Raw genomic sequence first — 13,730 nt, 5'->3', positions numbered from 1 at the left:
GAGAGCCGCCCGCCGCTCCCACCGAATATCGGTGCGGGGCCTGCGGATCACGCTCAGCCGAGGACGAGGGGGAGCGGTAGCGGTGTGGCCGACCTTCGCAGTTCGGCCTCCTGCGCTCCGGTCGGCGCCCGCCGCCCGGTGCCGATCAGCAGGGCGTCCTCGTCGGAGAACGACGCGGGGAAGGCCCCACCGGCGATCTTCTCCAGCAGTGCGCGCGACCGGGCGAGCCCCTCGGCGGGCGGCTGCGCCGCGTCGGGGAGGTACGCGATCAGGTCGAGGTGGTGCAAGGTCCACTCCAGCACGTACGCGGTGAGGTAGTCGCCCGTGGTGAGCACCTCGTCCCGGGTGGCGACCGGGACCGTGCGGTCCGCGAGTCCGGCGGCGCGGCCCGCCGCGGAACCGACGTCGTCGAGGTGGAACCTGAGCAGCCACGGCTCCCCGTACGCGGCGGCGAGACGCACGGTCAGCGCGTCGAGCGGGTCGTCGCCGGTCGGGGGCTCGACGAGGTTCCAGTAGGTCACCGCGTCGCGGGTCGGGTCCGTCGCGGCGGGCGTGACGAGGGTGATCAGCACGTCCTGGGCATCGATGACGAGATGGCACACGAGGTCCCGCACGAGCCACCCGGCGCATCCGGACGGCCGTGCGAAGTCCTCGTCACGCAGGTCGGCCACCGCCGTGCGCAACGCCGCCCAGGAGTCCGAGAAGAGGCCCACGGCGGCAACCCTAGTACGCGGCAAGGGATGTGCGGCGCCGTCAGGTGAGCGCTGCCGCCAGGGTCCCGGCGGCCTTCGCGACCAGCGCGTCGGCACGCGGCGCGGCGGCCTCCGGCCTGGTGGTCAGGACGGACAGCACCACCGGCGGCCGACCCGGCGGCCAGGCGATGCCCACGTTGTTGCTGGTCCCGTACGACCCGGAGCCCGTCTTGTCCCCGATCACCCAGTCGACGGGCAGACCGGCCCGGAACCGCTCACCGCTCGTCGTGTTGGCCAGCAGCCAGCGCGTCAGGAGCTCCCGGTGCCGCGGGGCCAGGGCGTCGCCGAGTACGAGCCGCCCGTACGTCCGCCCGATGGCCCGCGGGCTGGTCGTGTCGGTCACCCGCGACGGCTCGGCCGAGTTCAGCGCGGGCTCCCACCGGTCGAGCCGCGTCGTACGGTCCCCCACGGAACGGCAGAAGTCGGTGATCGCGATGGGGCCGCCCAGCTCACGGAGCAGCAGGTTCCCGGCGGCGTTGTTGCTCTGGGCGATGGCCGCCGAGCACAGCTCGGCCACCGTCAGCCCCCCGGCGATGTTCTCGGGCCGCTCCGTCACCGAGCCGCCGCCCGCGGCCGTGACGTCGGCCTGCGTGTAGTGGATGCGCCGGGCGAGGAACGCGCCGTCACGGTCCAGGTCCCGCATCACGGCCGCCGCGGCCATCGTCTTGAACAGCGAGCACATGGGGAACAGCTCGTCGGCGCGGTACAGCACCGTCCTGCCGGTGGCCGTGTCCCGGGCGTACGCCCCCAGCCGCGCGCCGTACTCGCGCTCCAGCGCGCGCAGCTGCCGGACGACCTCGCCCTCCCCGCAGTCCCCGCCGTCCCCGCCGTGCGACGTCGCGTGCGCCACGCCCGCCGGCAGGGCCGCGGCCAGCGCCGCCCCCGCTCCCAGAGTCAGTACCGCTCGACGGGTCTGCTCCACGTCGGCTCTCCTCTTCCGTTTGACGATCACGTGGCGACAAAGACGCCGAAAATGATCAACACGGTTCCGTCCGGCCGCGGGTTCCCGCTCCGCCACGGGTTCTCGCTGCGCCGCGGGATGTCACTGCGCGCCGTCGAAGCCCCAGGCCTGGATGTCGCGGTAGTGGATGGGTCCGGGGCCCCGACCGGTGTTGCTGCCGACGAGGTGGAGCCGCCGGGTCTGCCACGTGCGGCCGGTGAACGCGGCCAGCCCGGCCGCGGCGGCCACCGCGCTGTTGCGGTCGTTGCGGCGGGAGCGGGCCAGGGTCAGGTGCGGGCGCAGCGGCCGCTCCTGGAAGTCGACGCCGCAGGCGCGGACCGCCGCGCGCACGTCGGTGGCCAGCAGGTGCAGCCCTTCGAGCTCTCCGTCGATCCCGGTCCACAGCACCCGTTCGTCGAAGTGCCCGCCGCCCCGCAGGGCCAGCTTCAGGGGCCGCCGGGCCGCGGCGAGGTCCGCGAGCGGCTCCTTGAGGAGCGGCACGGCGGCGACGGGGAGCTCGCCGAGGAAGGCCAGGGTGATGTGCCAGTCCTCGATGCGGTTCCAGCGCATGTCCGGGTACGCGGCGTACGCGGGCCGCAGCTGCTCGGCCAGCTCGTCCTTCGCGTCGTCGGGCGGGGCGAGCGCTATGAAGACGCGGACGGTCTCGGACTGGATCTTTTCGTTCACGGGGGACTTCGTACCGTGTCCGGGCGGGTCCAGTCATCTTCAGGGCCGCCCGCGCGGGAGTGTCGAGCCCATGGTGGGTCTCGCGGTGGCGTTGCGGGAGCTCGGCGCGGGCCGGCGGTGACCGGTGCGCGGTCCGTGGCCGAGGAGCCGGCGATCCGCTACGTGCACGCGAGCCACCAGCCGGTCGCCCTCCCGCCGCCGCCGGCCGCCCGGCCGCCCGGCGGGCGGCCTTCGGGCTGCCCCCGGTGGACGGCGTCCGCGACTACGCGTTCACGGACCGGCCGTGGCCGGCCACCAACCCGGTCCTGGACCCTTGGCCGCCGAGCGACCTCGACGTGGTGCAGAACGGCGCCTGGATCCGGCCCGACGAACGCCCGCTCCCCGCCGATCTGGAGGCGTTCCTGGACGCCGGCACGGCACCGGTGTACGTCGGCCTGGGCAGCACGCCCGCCGGCGCCCCGCAGGACTTCGCGCGGGTGGCCGTTCGACGCGGTCCGCGCGCAGGGCAGGCGCGTGGTCCTCTCCCGCGGCCGGGCCGGCCTGGACCTGGTGGACGACCAGGACGACTGCTTCCTCGTCGGCGAGGTCAACCAGCAGGCACTGTTCCGCCGGGCGGCCGCCGTCGTGCACTGTCGCTCGCGCTCGACACGGCCCTGGCGCCGCGGACCCGCGCACGGGCGGCCGCCGTCGCCGCCACGATCCGTACCGACGGGGCGACGGTCGCCGTGCCAGCTGCTGCTCACGGCGCGGGCTGAGCGGGGCGGCGACCGCGGGGCGGCCCGGCTTGTATCGGGCGGGTATCAGGGAGCGCTTGGTCGTCCATCGATCCCGTGCGCCGTGCCGTGGGCGGCCGGCCACGCCCGATGGCTGCCCTATCGTTCCCCTCAGGTCCCGTGTTCCCGGACCGTCCGAACAAGGAGTCATCCGCGCGTGTCCTCGTCCGCCCCGCCCCCGGCCCCCGCACCGGCCCCGGCCTCTCCGCGGCCCGTTCGCGTGCTGCTGGTGGAGGACGACGACCTGATGCGCCGGTCCTTCACCGTCGCCCTCGAACGCTACGGCTACCGGATGGAGACCGCCGCCGACGGGCTGGCGGGGCTGGAGCTCTTCCGCGAGCAGAGCTTCGACCTGCTGATCCTGGACGTGATGCTGCCCGGCCTGGACGGGATCGGGCTGTGCCGCCGGGTCCGGGAGACCAGCCTGGTGCCGGTCCTGATGATGTCCGCCCGCGGCGACGGACTCGACGTCGTCGCCGGTCTCGAGGCCGGCGCGGACGACTACGTGGTCAAGCCCGTGGACACGTACGTGCTCGTGGCCCGCATCCGCTCCCTGCTGCGGCGGGCCACCTACGCACCCGCGCCGCCCGCCGCGGATCCCGGCCGGACGGCCGGCGACTCGCCCGTGCAGGAGCGGGCCGCGTCCGAGGGCGAGTCCCTGGTCTTCGGGGACCTGACCATCGACACCGGTGGCCTGGAGGTCTTCGTCTCCGGAAGCCCGGTGGCGCTGACCCCGACCGAACTGAAGCTGCTGCTGGTGTTCGCCGCCCACCCGGGCATCGTGCTGGAACGCCACACCCTGCTGCGGGACGTGTGGGACTACGGCTGGGACGGCGACAGCCGCGTCGTGGACCTCTGCGTGCAGCGGCTGCGCAGGAAACTCGGCCGGGACCGGATCGAGACGGTCCGCGGCTTCGGCTACAAACTCAGGCGCTGAGGCCGGTGCGACCGTTCCACCGGCCGCGGCCGGCCCGCGTGTCCCTGCGCTGGAAGATCGCCGCGCTGGCCGCGGCCACGGCATTCCTCGTCGTGGCCGCGGTGGGCGTCCTCGTCCACCTGTGGACCGCGCAGGACATCCGCGGCCGGGCCGAAGCCCAGGCCTTCAACAGCGTGTACTCCGCCATGGCCACCTACCGGCGCACCGGAACGCTGATCGAGGGTGCCGAGCTTGATCCGGCCGAGCTGCCCGCCGTACTGCGCCGCCCCGCCGACGGCGTCCGCCACGTGGCCCACGACGGGCACGTCGAAGGCAACGTGGGGCCCACCGTCTGGGCCGCCCAGCGCACCGCCGGCCCGGACAGCCCGGTGCTCGCCGTCCGGGTCAACATGAGCTCGGAGCTCCACGAACTGCGCCGGCTCGACGTGAGCATGGCGCTCGCCTCGCTGTTCGCGCTCGCGGCCGCCGCGCCCCTGGCGGTCTACGGAGCCGGGCTGCTCGCCCGTAGGCTGCGTCGGGTCTCCGAGACCGCGGGCCGGATCTCCGCAGGAGACCTGGACGCCCGGACCGGACCCACCGGGGGCGGCGACGAGGTGGCCGACATCGCCGCCACCGTCGACCTCATGGCCGACAGCCTCAGCCGACGGCTGCGCACCGAGCGTCAGTTCACCGCCGACGTGGCCCACGAGCTCCGCACCCCCGTCGGCGGTCTGCTGGCCGCTGCCGACCTGCTGCCCGCCGGTGAGACGGAGGACCTGCTCCGGGCCCGGGTGCGCGATCTGCGCGGCCTGGTGGAGGACCTCCTGGAGATCTCCCGGCTGGACGCCGGCGCCGAACGGCCGGTCCGCGACCGTGTCCCGCTCGGCGCGGTCGTCTCCGAGGCGGTCGTGCGGACCGGCCTCGACACGGAGGTCACGGTCACCGCTCCCGCCGAGGCCGACGCCGACGCCGAGGCCGACGCCGACGCCGGCCGGCGTCGCCCCGGGACCGCCCCGGCAGGGGTGACCGTGGAGACCGACCCGCGGCGCCTCGAACGGATCGTGGGCAACCTCGTCGTCAACGCCCACCGGCACGGAGGCACCCCGGTGCGGGTCACCGTCCAGGGCCGTACGGTCGTCGTCCGCGACCACGGCCCCGGCTTCCCCCGGGACCTGCTCGTCGACGGCCCGCGCCGCTTCCGCACCGGCGCCGCGGGGCGCGGCACGGGCCACGGCCTGGGCCTCACCATCGCCCTGGGCCAGGCCCGGCTGCTCGGCGCCGAGCTGCGCTTCGACAACGCCCCCGACGGCGGCGCGGTCGCCACCCTGCACTTGCCGGCCTGACGGCCGCTTCCCACCCGACCGATACGGAGCGGAGCGGAGCGGCGGCCGATACACGGTCGTCCAGGCCCCGATACGTTCCCCGGACACCCTTCGAAGTGCACGTTCCCGCACCCGAAGAGGAGTCCTCCGTGACCGCCGACCCCTTTGCCCCGTACCCGCCGCGCACTCCGGCCGGGGCCGCGGCCGCCGTCACCGACCTGTCGAAGGTCTACGGCAGCGGCGACACCCGCGTCGTCGCCCTGGACCGGGTCGACGTCGCCTTCGGGGAGGGCGAGTTCACCGCGATCATGGGCCCCTCCGGCTGCGGCAAGTCCACCCTGCTGCACTGCGCCGCCGGGCTCGACTCCTTCAGCTCCGGCTCCGTCCGCATCGGCACCACCGAACTGGGCACCCTCGACGACCAGCAGCTCACCCGGCTGCGCCGCGACCGGATCGGCTTCGTCTTCCAGGCCTTCAACCTGCTGCCGACGCTGACCGCGCTGGAGAACATCACGCTGCCGCTGACCATCGCCGGCCGCCGGCCCGACCGGCAGTGGCTGGACCGCGTGGTCTCCATGGTCGGTCTGGCGCAGCGGCTCGACCACCGGCCCGGACAGCTGTCCGGCGGGCAGCAGCAGCGCGTCGCGGTGGCCCGCGCCCTGGTGACCCGCCCCTCGATCGTCTTCGGCGACGAACCCACCGGCAACCTCGACTCCCGCTCCGGGGCCGAAGTCCTCGGCTTCCTGCGCGACTCGGTGCGCGAGCTGGGCCAGACCGTGGTCATGGTCACCCACGACCCGGTCGCCGCCGGCTACGCCGACCGTGTGGTGTTCCTCTCCGACGGTCGCCTGGTCGACGAGATGAGCCGTCCCACCCCGGACCGGGTGCTGGACCGGATGAAGGAGTTCGACGCCCGCTCGCGCACCAGCTGACCCCCGCACCCCCCGACACCAGCCCCGCACGAGCCACCCCACGAGCCACCCCACGAGCCGCCCGCCCGCCCGCGCGCTCGCCCGCTCGCACCGGACGAGCCCACCTCCCCAGGATCCGCATCCCCATGTTCCGTACCGCCCTGCGCAACGTGTTCGCGCACAAGGCCCGCCTGCTGATGACCGTGTTCGCGGTCATGCTCGGCGTCACCTTCGTCTCCGGCAGCCTCGTCTACGGCGACAGTCTCCGCCGGGCCGCCTCCGCCCGGGCAAACGACGGCTACGAGCGCATCGCCGTCAGCGTCTTCCCCCAGGAATCCGAGGGCGCGAAGGACTCCCCGCGCCAGGACGACGGGCCGCCCGGCATCGACGCGGGCACCGTGCACGCCCTGGCCAAGGTCCAGGGCGTCGCCCTCGCCGCGGGCCGCGTCACCGGTTTCGCCGCCGTCGCCGACCGCGACGGCCGACTGCTCGGACACGGCCCCTCCCACCAGGCGGGCAACTTCGCCCCGGGGACGGACGGCACCGACCCCGCCTACCGATTCACCCAGGGGTCCGGCCCGACCGGCGGCGACACGATCGCCCTCGACGAGGTCACCGCCGCGAAGGGCGGCTTCCGGCCGGGCGACACCGTACGCGTCGGCACGCACCAGGGCGCCGCCTCCTACACCCTCCGCGGAATCTTCCGTACGGACGGGACCACACTGCCCGCCGGCGGCAGCCTGACGCTCTTCGACGACGCCACCGCACAGCGGCTCTTCCTCCGGCCCGGCCTCTACCAGACCGTGGACGTCACGGCCGCACCCGGCGCCGACGTACGGCAACTCCTCGGCCGGATCGAAGCGGTGCTGCCCGACGGCGCCGGCGCGGCGACCGGGGCCCAGCTCGCCCGGATCCAGGCCAACCTCGCCACCAACGACAGCGACACCATGAGCCAGATCCTGCTGGGCTTCGCCGCGGTCGCCCTGTTCGTCGCCACCTTCCTCATCTCCAACACGTTCACCATGCTCGTCGCCCGGCGCACCCGGGAGCTGGCCCTGATGCGGGCCGTCGGAGCCTCCCGGGGGCAGGTGCGCCGCATCCTGCTCACGGAATCCCTCCTCGTCGGCGCGGTCGCCTCCGCGGCCGGACTCGCCGCCGGCACCGGGACCGCCGCCCTGCTCCAGACCCTCTTCGCCCCGGCCGACGCCCCGGCCGGCCCGCTGGTCCTCACCCCGGGCACCGTCATCGCGTCCCTGCTGGTCGGCACCGCCCTGCCGATGGTCGCCGCATGGCTGCCCATCCGCCGGGCCATGGCCATCCCGCCGGTCGCCGCGCTCAGCGCGGCCGAGCCGACGGCCCCGGCGCGCACCGGCTCCCTGCGCACCGGCCTCGGCGCCGCGCTGCTGGTCACCGGCGTCGCCGCCGCGGCGTACGGGGCGCTCGGCACGGACCGTGACGCGCGCACCGTCATCGGTCTGGGCGCCGCCCTCACCCTCACCGGGACGATCGTCCTCATCCCGCTGCTGGCCCGGCCGTTCGTCGCCCTGGTCCGGCCGCTGCTGACCCGCCTCCACCCGGTGTACGGCGACCTCGCCGCCCGCAACACCGTGCGCGACCCGCGCCGTACCGGCGCCACGGCCGCCGCGCTCGCCATCGCCCTCACCCTCGCCTCGGGCCTGTCCGTCCTCGGCGCCTCCGCCGCCCACTACCTGGACCGGGCGACCACCCACGACTTCACCGCCGACTACCTGGTGAAGCCCGCCGAGGGCGGGATGCGGATGAGCGCCGAGACCGCCGCCGCACTCCGGAAGGTGCCGGGCGCAGCGGTCAGCCCGCTCAACCAGTCCACCGAGTACCGGCTGGCCGGCATCCCCTCCGTGCTGACCGGAGTCGACCCCGCCACCATCGCCCGCCTGCTGCGCTACGACGTCCTGGAGGGTTCCCTCGACCGTCTCGCCCAGGGCCAGATCGCCGTGGCCGACTTCAAGGCCGGGGCGGCCGGCTGGCACGTCGGCCAGACCCTGGCCCTGGAGCGGCAGGACGGCCGACCGGACAGCGTCACCATCGGCGCCGTCTACCGGGCGGACGAGCAGAGCAACCTGCTGCCCAGCATCACCGCCCCCGACTCCCTCGTCGCCCGCCACGACCCCACCCCGCACACCGCCGGGATCCTCGTCGCCCTGGACGGCGGACCCGGCCGGACCGCGCTCGCGGCCGTCACCCACGCCCTCGGGGACAACCCCGCCCTGGCCGTCCTCGACGAGGAGGCCATCCGGGCCGAGGACAGCGGGTCCATCGGCGACCAGCTGAACGTCTTCTACGCCCTGCTGAGCATGGCCCTGGCGATCGCCGCGCTGGGCATCGCCAACACCCTCGCGATGTCCGTCCTGGAACGCCGCAAGGAGATCGGCACCTTGCGGGCCCTCGGTGTGGACCGGGCCGGCGTGAGCCGGATGATCCGCCTGGAGGCCCTGGTCCTCGGCGGGCTCGGCGCGGCCCTCGGCACGGTCCTGGGCGTCTTCCTCGGCTGGGCGCTCGGCCGCACCCTCCAGGAGAGCGTCGCGGGCTACACGCTGGTCCTGCCCTGGGGGCGCCTCGCCCTCGGTGTGCTCGTCGCCCTGGCGGGATCCCTGGCCGCCTCGCTCTGGCCGGCCCGCCGGGCCGCCCGCGTCGACATCGCGGCCGCCACGGCGGCCCAGTGACCCCGCGTCCGGGCCCGCCGTCGTGGGCGCTCAGCCGACGGCGGGGCCGCAGCCCGCACCGGGCCGGCTGAGGAGCCGCCGGAGCCAGGCGGTACGGGCCCGGCGGGCGTCCCGGCTGAGGGCCGCTCGGGGCGCGAAGCCGTCGAAGCCGTGGAAGGCCCCGGGCCACACGTGCAGTTCGGCCTGGCCGCCCGCCTGCCAGATGGCGTTCGCGTAGGCCACGTCCTCGTCCCGGAAGGTCTCGGCCGACCCGACGTCGATGTAGGCGGGGGGCAGCCCGGACAGGTCCGTGGCGCGGGCGGGAGCCGCGTACGGCGGCAGGTCCGCGGCCCCGTACCGCTCGCCCAGCAGCGCCCGCCACCCGGTGGCGTTGGACGTCCGGTCCCAGATGCCGAGGCCGGCCATCTGCCGGCCGGAGAAGGTGGCGTCGCGGTCGTCGAGCATGGGGCACAGCAGCAGCTGCCCGATCGGCGCGGGCCCGCCCCGGTCCCGGGTGAGCAGGGCGAGAGCCGCGGCGAGGCCGCCGCCGGCGCTCTTCCCGCCGATGACGACGCGGTCCGCGTCGACGCCCAGTTCGGCCGCGTGCCCGGCCAGCCAGACGAGTCCGGCGTAGCAGTCCTCCACCGGACCGGGGTACCGCGTGTGCGGTGCCAGCCGGTATGCGACGGAGACGACGGCCAGCTCCAGGGGCAGGGCCCATTCGCGCAGCAACCCGGGGACGACGGACCGGGCGTTGCCCATGACCATTCCGCCGCCGTGCATGTAGTAGAGCACCGGGAGCGGGCCGGTGGTCCCGGCGGGCCGTGCGCTCACGAGCGTCACGTCCGGCTCGCCCGGCGGCCCCGGCACCCGCAGCTCGTCCACCTCGAAGAGGCCGTCGGCCCGGAGCTCCCGCAGGGTCGGCCTGGGCCGGGCCGCGGCGTCCTGCTGCTGCCGGGCGGCGAGGTTCTCCGGGGTGAACGGCTCCAGCGCCCCGTCCCCCAAGGCCGCCAGCGCCGCCCCGAGTTCCGGGTCGAAGGGGGGCGCGGTCCACGCCGTCGGGCCGGGCTCGCCACCTGCGGGGAACACGCGCGCGGAATCCATGCGGGGTAGTCAACCACCCGGCCGGACGCGCCTTCGGCCGGCGGAGGCGTACTCCTGTGCGCCCCCATGTGCTCCTTCGACGGCACCGGCCCCTCCGCTTACGGTTCCGGGCCATGAGTGGATACGCGAAGGAACCGGCCACGCCGACGGAGATCAGCACCCGGGACTTGCCTCCCTCCGACCGTTGGTCCACGACCCCCGTCATTCCGGCCCCGGTCTGCCGCTTCGAGAACTTCCTGGGCGCGGAGCGCGCCGCCGGCCTGCTGGCGTACGCGGTCTCCCGGCAGCCCGACTTCAACGCGGGAACGGTCCTGGACCCCCTGTCGGGTCAGGTCTCCCACAAGGGCCGCAGCTCCCTCGTCCTCCCCGTGACCAGCTCCGTCTTCAGTCGTCACCTCGCCGACTGCCTGCCGCTCGTCCAGGACGTCCTCGGTCACCGGGCCGCGCTGACGCAGACCCTGACGGTCCTGACGGCGCACGGCGACGGGGGCCACTACGGCATCCACACCGACGCCTCACGAGTCCGCGACGTCAGCACGGCCGTGTCGGCGGTGTACTACCTCCACCGGCGGCCCCGCGGCTTCGACGGCGGTCAACTCCGGCTGTACGACACCCACTTCTACCCGGGCGGGCCACAGCCGGCGGAGACGTACCGGACGATCGAACCCGAGCACGACACCATCGTGTTCTTCCCGGCCAGCGCCTTCCACGAAGTGGTCCCGTCCACCTGCCCCAGCGGACACTTCGCCGATCACCGGTTCACCCTCACGACGTGGATCAGCGGCACCGAGCAGGCGCCCGCGACTTCCGGCACCCCGTTTCGGATCCTGCCGTGGATGGCCCGCGCGGCCGAACACACCCGCCCGCTCGCGGAGGTCACGCACGACCACGACGGCGCCCGGCCGATCGCCCTCCCGGCCGCCGACCCGATCACCCGCCTCACCCTTCCCGCGCCCCGCACGACGGAGTGAAGGAGGTCTTCGAGGCATGAGCCGCGGCCGGACCGGCGGGCTCGGCGGGGCAGGGCCGGCCGGTGAGGTATCCGCCCATGGCGGTGAAATACGCGGCCGCGGGCAGCTCCCGGCCGTCCTCGGTCCGTACGCGGGTGATGGCCAGCCCGTGGTTGCGGCCGGTCCGGGCGTCGGCGCCCGCGACGATCACCACGCCCTCGCCCTCGCGGTAGAAGATCCGGCCGGGCGTGCCCCCGTACCGCCCCTGGGACACGCGGGCGGACAGCACCTCCAGCCGCCTGCCCTTGTGAAAGGTGAAGGCGCTGGGATACGGCTCGGACTGGGCGCGCACCAGACGGTCCAGGTCCGCCGCGGGCCAGGTCCAGTCGATCCGGCTGTCCTCGGGGGAGCGCTTGTGGAAGAAGCTCGCCCGGGTCCGGTCCTGCCGGGTGAACTCCGTCCGCCCGGAGGCGATGAGGGCGAGGGCGTCGACGGTGACCGGGGCGATGAGGTCGACGGTCCGGTGGAAGAGGTCGGTGGCGGTGTCGGTCGGCCCCACCGGCACGGCCTCCTGCCGCACGATGTCCCCGGCGTCGAGTTCGTCGTTCATCATGTGCGCGGTGACGCCGACTTCGGTCTCGCCGTTGATCAGCGCCCAGATCAGGGGGGAGAAGCCGGCGTACTTCGGCAGCAGCGAGTCGTGCACGTTCAGCGTGCCGTGGCGGGGGAGTCCGAAGACCCGCGGGGGCAGCCACGTACGCCAGTTGTTCGCGACGATGACGTCCGGGTCGGCCTCCTTGAGGCGCTGGAACAGCTCGTCGTCGTCCGGGCGGTTGCGGAGCAGCACCGGCAGCCCGTGCGCCGCGGCGAGGTCGGCGACGGAGTCGCTCCAGATCTTCTCGTAGGCGTGCTCGCTCTTCGGGTGCGTCACCACCAGCACCACGTCGTGCTCGGAGTCCAGGAGGGCTTGCAGGGTCCGGTGCCCCCAGGTCTGGTAACCGAACATGACGACCCGCATGGGGTTCCTCCTCGGGCAGGGGTTGGTCGCTTTCGAGTAAAGCAAGGCTTGCCTAACATTGCAACGATGTCTGCTGTGCTGGGAGTTGACGGCTAGTCAGTGTCAAATCGTGCTGATGCGGTCTCGACAGGCCCGTGCAATCAGCTTAGCCTTACCTAAATTCGGACGCGTCTCCGTCGGCGTGCCCGGTTTCCCGCCTTTTCCCGCGCATGATGGGAGTGACATGGCACAGGCTCGTCCTGGAGACCCCCCGCTGATCCACGACCTCCTAGGAATCGGCTTCGGGCCGTCCAACGTGGCCATGGCGATCGCGGTCGGCGAGCACAACGCACGCGTCGGCAGGGAGGAAGTGATCACCACTCACTTCTTCGAACAGCAGCCGCGCTTCGGCTGGCACCGGGGCATGCTCATCGACGACGCGACCATGCAGGTGTCGTTCCTGAAGGACCTGGTGACGCTCCGGAACCCGGCCAGCGAGTTCAGCTTCCTGTGCTACCTGAAGAGCAAGGGGCGGCTGATCGACTTCATCAACCACAAGAACCTCTTCCCGCTGCGGGTGGAGTTCCACGACTACCTGGAGTGGTCCGCGGCCAAGGTCGACGACATGGTGTCCTACGGGCACGAGGTCGTGGGGGTCTCGCCGGTGGTCCACGACGGATCGGTGGACCACCTCGACGTGACGGTCCGGTCGGCGGAGGGGCTCGCGCTCCACCGGGCCCGCAACCTCGTCATCGGCACCGGATTGCGCCCCCTCATGCCCGAAGGCGTGGAGCGCACCGCCCACATCTGGCACAACTCCGATCTCCTGACGAAGGTCGAGGGGCTGCGGGGCGCCGACCCCTCCCGGTTCGTCGTCGTGGGCGCGGGCCAGAGCGCCGCCGAGAACGTCGCCTATCTGCACCGCCGCTTCCCCGCCGCCGAGGTCTGCGCGGTCTTCTCCCGGTACGGCTACAGCCCCGCCGACGACAGCGGCTTCGCCAACCGCATCTTCGACCCGGAGGCGGTCGGAGAGTTCTTCACCGCGCCCGAGAACGTCAAGCGCAAGCTGATGGACTACCACCGCAACACCAACTACTCCGTGGTGGACATCGATCTGATCGACGACCTGTACCGGCAGATGTACCAGGAGAAGGTCCTCGGCACCGAGCGGCTGCGCTTCCTCAACGTCTCGCGGCTCACCGGCGTCACGGAGACGCCGGCCGGGGTCCACGCCACCGTGCAGTCCCTCGTCACCGGCGAGGAGACGCCCCTGGACGCGGACGTGGTCGTCTTCGCCACCGGCTACCGCCCCGCCGACCCGCTCGGCCTCCTCGGCGAGGTCGCCGACCGCTGCCTGCGCGACGACGAGGGCCGTGTCCGCGTCGCGCGCGACTACCGCATCGCGACGGACCCCGGACTGCGCTGCGGCATCTACGTGCAGGGCGGCACGGAGCACACGCACGGCATCACCTCGTCCCTGCTGTCCAACACCAGCGTCAGGGTCGGCGAGATCCTGGACTCGCTCCTCGACCGCGGCCTCACGTCCGATCCCGACGGGGTCCGGACGGTGGCCGACGGGACGGGCAGCACGGCCCGCTAGGCCGTCTCTTCCGGATCTTGCCTCGCCCGCGCCGCCCGGCACCGCACCTCGCCGCGTTGGCGGAGCACCCCAGTACGTCCAGTACAAGGGCGCCCCG

Annotated in this window: 10 protein-coding genes and 1 pseudogene; 6 read left to right on the top strand and 5 right to left on the bottom strand. The window is 73.8% G+C overall.

Annotated elements, in window-relative coordinates:
* Positions 1–53 precede the first annotated feature (53 nt).
* From ACFYP3_RS05135 to thpR, 3 genes are all read right to left on the bottom strand, one after another.
* A complete protein-coding gene (locus ACFYP3_RS05135) occupies positions 54–713 on the bottom strand; it encodes a maleylpyruvate isomerase N-terminal domain-containing protein (RefSeq protein ID WP_388826937.1) in 660 nt (219 codons plus the stop codon).
* A gap of 40 nt (positions 714–753) precedes the next feature.
* Positions 754–1,674 carry a class A beta-lactamase gene (bla, locus tag ACFYP3_RS05130; RefSeq protein ID WP_388826934.1) on the bottom strand — a complete coding sequence of 307 codons (921 nt, stop codon included), beginning with the start codon at positions 1,672–1,674 and terminating at the stop codon, positions 754–756.
* A 120-nt stretch (positions 1,675–1,794) separates the two neighbouring features.
* The gene (gene thpR, locus ACFYP3_RS05125) at positions 1,795–2,379 is read right to left on the bottom strand and encodes an RNA 2',3'-cyclic phosphodiesterase (protein ID WP_388826931.1); all 585 of its coding nucleotides are present in this window, start codon (positions 2,377–2,379) and stop codon (positions 1,795–1,797) included.
* A 1,020-nt stretch (positions 2,380–3,399) separates the two neighbouring features.
* Between thpR and ACFYP3_RS05120 the strand changes: the two genes are divergently transcribed.
* From ACFYP3_RS05120 to ACFYP3_RS05105, 4 genes are all read left to right on the top strand, one after another.
* A complete protein-coding gene (locus tag ACFYP3_RS05120; protein WP_388827641.1) occupies positions 3,400–4,089 on the top strand; it encodes a response regulator transcription factor in 690 nt (229 codons plus the stop codon).
* A gap of 5 nt (positions 4,090–4,094) precedes the next feature.
* Complete coding sequence (locus tag ACFYP3_RS05115) at positions 4,095–5,411, top strand: ATP-binding protein (protein WP_388826928.1); 1,317 nt, start codon at positions 4,095–4,097, stop codon at positions 5,409–5,411.
* Positions 5,412–5,539: 128 nt separating this feature from the next.
* Positions 5,540–6,322, top strand: a complete 783-nt coding sequence (locus ACFYP3_RS05110; protein ID WP_388826925.1) for an ABC transporter ATP-binding protein — start codon at positions 5,540–5,542, stop codon at positions 6,320–6,322.
* Positions 6,323–6,447: 125 nt separating this feature from the next.
* On the top strand, positions 6,448–9,003 hold the full coding sequence (locus tag ACFYP3_RS05105; protein WP_388826922.1) for an ABC transporter permease: 2,556 nt from the start codon (positions 6,448–6,450) through the stop codon (positions 9,001–9,003).
* A 30-nt stretch (positions 9,004–9,033) separates the two neighbouring features.
* Here the strand turns inward: ACFYP3_RS05105 and ACFYP3_RS05100 are convergent, their stop codons facing one another.
* Positions 9,034–10,086, bottom strand: a complete 1,053-nt coding sequence (locus ACFYP3_RS05100) for an alpha/beta hydrolase (RefSeq protein WP_388826919.1) — start codon at positions 10,084–10,086, stop codon at positions 9,034–9,036.
* A gap of 113 nt (positions 10,087–10,199) precedes the next feature.
* Here ACFYP3_RS05100 and ACFYP3_RS05095 point away from each other — a divergent pair, with 113 nt between their 5' ends.
* Positions 10,200–11,057, top strand: a complete 858-nt coding sequence (locus ACFYP3_RS05095; protein WP_388826916.1) for a 2OG-Fe(II) oxygenase — start codon at positions 10,200–10,202, stop codon at positions 11,055–11,057.
* A 52-nt stretch (positions 11,058–11,109) separates the two neighbouring features.
* Here ACFYP3_RS05095 and ACFYP3_RS05090 read toward each other — a convergent pair.
* Positions 11,110–12,054, bottom strand: a pseudogene (locus ACFYP3_RS05090) (methionyl-tRNA formyltransferase); the annotation flags it as partial.
* 223 nt (positions 12,055–12,277) lie between these two features.
* Here ACFYP3_RS05090 and ACFYP3_RS05085 point away from each other — a divergent pair.
* Positions 12,278–13,633, top strand: a complete 1,356-nt coding sequence (locus tag ACFYP3_RS05085) for a lysine N(6)-hydroxylase/L-ornithine N(5)-oxygenase family protein (protein WP_388826913.1) — start codon at positions 12,278–12,280, stop codon at positions 13,631–13,633.
* The last annotated feature ends 97 nt before the right edge of the window (positions 13,634–13,730 follow it).

The organism is Streptomyces sp. NPDC005533, assembly GCF_042871845.1.
Lineage (GTDB): Bacteria > Actinomycetota > Actinomycetes > Streptomycetales > Streptomycetaceae > Streptomyces.
Note: the sequence above shows the minus strand (reverse complement) of the source record. Positions and strands in the feature narration are given on the sequence as shown.

Excerpts from the sequence above, each read along its gene's own strand:
- ACFYP3_RS05120 (WP_388827641.1), top strand. The coding sequence starts at position 3,400 with ATGCGCCGGTCCTTCACCGTCGCCCTCGAACGCTACGGCTACCGGATG.
- ACFYP3_RS05105 (WP_388826922.1), top strand. The coding sequence starts at position 6,448 with ATGTTCCGTACCGCCCTGCGCAACGTGTTCGCGCACAAGGCCCGCCTG.
- ACFYP3_RS05100 (WP_388826919.1), bottom strand. The coding sequence starts at position 10,086 with ATGGATTCCGCGCGCGTGTTCCCCGCAGGTGGCGAGCCCGGCCCGACG.
- ACFYP3_RS05095 (WP_388826916.1), top strand. The coding sequence starts at position 10,200 with ATGAGTGGATACGCGAAGGAACCGGCCACGCCGACGGAGATCAGCACC.
- ACFYP3_RS05085 (WP_388826913.1), top strand. The coding sequence starts at position 12,278 with ATGGCACAGGCTCGTCCTGGAGACCCCCCGCTGATCCACGACCTCCTA.